Origin of the sequence: Pseudonocardia lutea (assembly GCF_042658055.1) — a bacterium.
Taxonomy (GTDB): Bacteria; Actinomycetota; Actinomycetes; order Mycobacteriales; family Pseudonocardiaceae; genus Pseudonocardia; species Pseudonocardia lutea.
The window spans coordinates 1-3722 of the sequence record NZ_JBHSQK010000097.1; the positions used below are offsets into that span (position 1 = coordinate 1).

Genomic DNA, 3722 nt, shown 5'->3' on the forward strand with positions numbered 1-3722 from the left:
CGCTCGCCCCACCCGCCGCGCTCGCCCCACCCGCCGCGCCCGAGCCGGCGGAGGCGGGCGTCGCGTCGGCGGTGGCGGGTCCGGTCGTCCGTCCCCCGACCGGCGGGATCGGCGCGCCGTATGTGGAGAAGGCGCTGCATCAGGCGGACCGTCGTGCCGCCGCCGAGGCCGGGTCCGGGCTCCCGTCGGCGGTCGACAACAGCACGTCGGCCCGGCGTGCCGCCGCGGCGATCGCCGAGGACCAGGTCACGCGGGCGTCGCGCTCTTTCCGCGGCCCGGCCGGGGCAGCGGCACCCGAGGCCGTCGCGCGGGAGGTCGCGGAGGCCGGCGACGGGGGGCCCCGGTCCGAGGCGCTGTTCGGTGGCGACGCGGTCGACCCGCGAGCCGATCCTGCGGGGGCCCGCGCGTCCCGGAGTTCCGCGGATCCCGACCGCGGCCGCCCCGAACGGCACCTCGGCGGCGATCGCACGTCCCGGAGCCCCGAGGCCGCGGACCGCGACAGCACGTCCCACCGCTTCCCGAGATTCCACGAGCACCACCACGAACGGAGCGCCTCGGAGCACCACGGTCACGACGATCACCGCCGCGATCACCGCCGCGATCACCAGAGCGGTCACCAGAGCGGTCACCACGAGCCCGGCGAGCACGACGAGGACGACTAGCACCGGGCGCCTCCTCTGAACCGTGCAGCTCGTGCGCGGGCCCCGGGTCCCGGTGCGAGCCCCGCCGCCCCGGCCCGGGCGGGCCCGGCGCCGCCCCCGCGGCGGATTCTTCTCCGCGTGGCACTCCTGCTCCGTCGGTGCGCGCAGGTAGCGTGGCGTTCCGTGACGGCTGTACCCACGGTTCCGCAGGCGAGCGCGCTCCCCGAGCACGTCCGCGTCGCCTTCGGCGTGAAGGACGCGACGCCCCGCCCGGTGATCTGGGCCGGGCAGCGCGCCTGGCACTGCGGCGAGGTCCTGCTGCGCCCGGTGGCCGACAACGCGATGGCCGCCTGGTCCGCGGGCGTCCTCGAGGCCCTCGACGTCGAGGCGGTCCGGCTGGCCCGCCCCGTCCGCTCGTCCGACGGCCGGTGGGTCGTCGCGGGCTGGGCCGCGTCCCGGTTCCTCGCCGGCGCCTCCGAACCCCGGCACGACGACGTCGTCTCGGCCAGCCTGCGCCTGCACGCCGCGACCGCCACCGTCCAGCGTCCCCGGCTGCTCGACAACCGGGACGACCTGCTCGCCCGCTCCGCCGCGGCCGCCTTCGGCGAGCGCCGCTTCGCCCTCGACGAGGCCTCCGGCGGCCGGCTGTTCGCCGAGCTGGCCGCGCACCGGCGGCCGATGAAGTCGCCGCCGCAGGTCGTGCACGGCGAGCTGTTCGGCGCCGTGCTCTTCGACGGCGACGGCGTGCCCGTCGTGCTGGACCTGGTGCCCTTTTGGCGCCCGCCGGAGTGGGCCGCGGCGGTCGTCGTCGTCGACGCGATCGCCTGGGGCGGGGCCGACGAGGGCCTCATGGACCGGTGGGCGCACCTCGACGAGTGGCCGCAGGCGCTGCTGCGCGCCGCCCTCTACCGGCTGGCTCTCCACGCCCAGCACCCCGACGCCTCCGCCCGCAGCGTGGCCGGCCTGGAGCGGGTCGCCGGGCTCGTCAGCGCCCGGCTCTGAGCCCCCGCCGCAACGCCTCACAGCCCTGACCTGCGCGTCGTGACCTCACACCGCAGCTGACCGCACGTGAGCGGGCCTTTGCGCCCGCGTCACACGGCGCCACCCCGGGGTAATCCCCGCTGCCTACCGTCCTGCGCATCCGAGACGTGACCACGGATGCGCAGGAGGAGCCGGCGTGACAGCCACCGCAGAAGGAACGATCGACACGGAGACCGCGACCGTGTCCCGCGGCGTCGCCGGAGGGCGGTGGATCCGGCACTGGGAGCCGGAGGACGCCGGTTTCTGGGAGCGCACGGGCAAGGGGATCGCGAACCGCAACCTCTGGGCGTCGATCTTCGTCGAGCACGTCGGGTTCTCGGTGTGGACCCTCTGGTCGGTCTTCGTGCTGTTCATGGGCCCGGAGTACGGCGTCGACGCGGCCGGGAAGTTCTTCCTCGGCGCGACCGCCACGCTCGTCGGCGCGATCCTGCGGGTGCCCTACACCTTCGCCGTGGCCCGCTTCGGCGGCCGCAACTGGACGGTGATCAGCGGTCTGCTGCTGCTGATCCCGACGGTCGCGGCGGCCTTCGTGCTCCAGCCCGGCACCCCGTACGCGGTGTTCGTGCTGATGGCGGCCCTGGCCGGCTTCGGCGGCGGCAACTTCGCCTCGTCGATGACCAACATCAACTCCTTCTTCCCCGAGGGCCGCAAGGGGACCGCCCTGGGCCTCAACGCGGGCGGCGGGAACCTCGGCGTCGCGGTGATCCAGCTCATCGCCCTGCTGGTCATCGCCACCTCGGGCGCCGGCAACCCGAAGATCCTGCTGGCCGTCTACATCCCGTTGGTCGTGCTCTGCTCGATCGTCGCGGCCTTCTCGATGGACAACATCGCCTCGGTCAGCAACGACAGGGGCGCCTTCACCCTCGCGCTCAAGGAGCGCGACACCGGGATCATGTCCGTGCTCTACATCGGCACCTTCGGCTCCTTCATCGGCTACAGCTTCGCCTTCGGCCTCGTCCTGCAGACGCAGTTCGGCCGCACCCCGCTGCAGGCCGCGGCCGTCACGTTCATCGGTCCGCTGCTCGGCTCGTTCATCCGGCCGATCGGCGGCTGGATGGCCGACAAGCTGGGCGGCGCGAGGGTCAGCGCCGTCAACTTCGGGCTCATGGCGGTGTCGGCGCTGATCTGCATCCTCGCCTCGGGCACGAACTCGTTGGCCCTGTTCACGCTCGGCTTCATCCTGCTGTTCGTCTTCTCGGGCATCGGCAACGGCTCGACCTACAAGATGATCCCCGCGATCTTCCGGCGGCAGGCCCTCGAGCGGATCGGCGAGGGTGCCGACCGCGCCGCGGCGATGCTGCACGCCCGCCGCGTCTCCGGTGCCGCGATCGGCCTGATCTCCGCGGTCGGCGCGCTCGGCGGCCTGCTGATCAACCTGGCCTTCCGGCAGTCCTTCGCGGCCACCAGGTCCGGCGTCCCCGCGTTCTGGGCCTTCCTGGCCTTCTACGTGATCTGCGCCGGCCTCACCTGGGCCGTCTACCAGCGGCAGGCCGCGTCGGTCCGCACCGGTGAGGGCCAGGTCGCCCTCGCCCGCGTCTGACCGCCCCGCGATCCACCCGCACGCACAGCACGAACGCCGCGCCCGCCGCGGCACAGGAGGTACGACGTGACGGACACACGGCATCTGGTCGTGGTCGGCAACGGCATGGTCGGGCACCGGCTCGTCTCGGCGCTGCGCGACCGCGACGAGCGCGGCGCGTGGCGGGTCACCGTCCTCGGCGAGGAGCCCCGGCAGGCCTACGACCGGGTCGCCCTGTCCTCGTACGTCGACGGGAAGAGCGAGGAGGAGCTGCGGCTCGCCGAGCTGGTCGACCCGCTGGTGGACCTGCGGCTCGGCGACCCCGCGGTCGCCGTGGACCGGGGGCGCCGCACGGTCACCACCGCCTCCGGGGCCGAGCTGACCTACGACGCCCTGGTCCTCGCCACCGGCTCCGTCCCGTTCGTGCCGCCGGTGCCCGGCCGTGACCTGCCGAACTGCTTCGTCTACCGCACGCTCGACGACCTCGACGCGATCAAGGCGGGGGCCGCCGCCGCGGTCTG

At 74.3% G+C, this 3722-nt stretch carries 3 protein-coding genes and 1 pseudogene; all 4 read left to right on the forward strand.

The genetic code is table 11. From position 1 onward, the window contains the following. Nucleotides 1–662: pseudogene (locus ACFQH9_RS28675) on the forward strand (hypothetical protein); the annotation flags it as partial. A gap of 162 nt (nt 663–824) precedes the next feature. After that, the gene (locus tag ACFQH9_RS28680) at nt 825–1643 is read left to right on the forward strand and encodes a TIGR02569 family protein (protein WP_379570962.1); all 819 of its coding nucleotides are present in this window, start codon (nt 825–827) and stop codon (nt 1641–1643) included. Between the two features lie 199 nt (nt 1644–1842). Next, complete coding sequence (locus ACFQH9_RS28685) at nt 1843–3222, forward strand: MFS transporter (protein WP_379570986.1); 1380 nt, start codon at nt 1843–1845, stop codon at nt 3220–3222. Nucleotides 3223–3288: 66 nt separating this feature from the next. Further along, nucleotides 3289–3722 (forward strand): FAD-dependent oxidoreductase (locus ACFQH9_RS28690; RefSeq protein WP_379570964.1); only part of this gene is annotated, 434 nt, incomplete at its 3' end.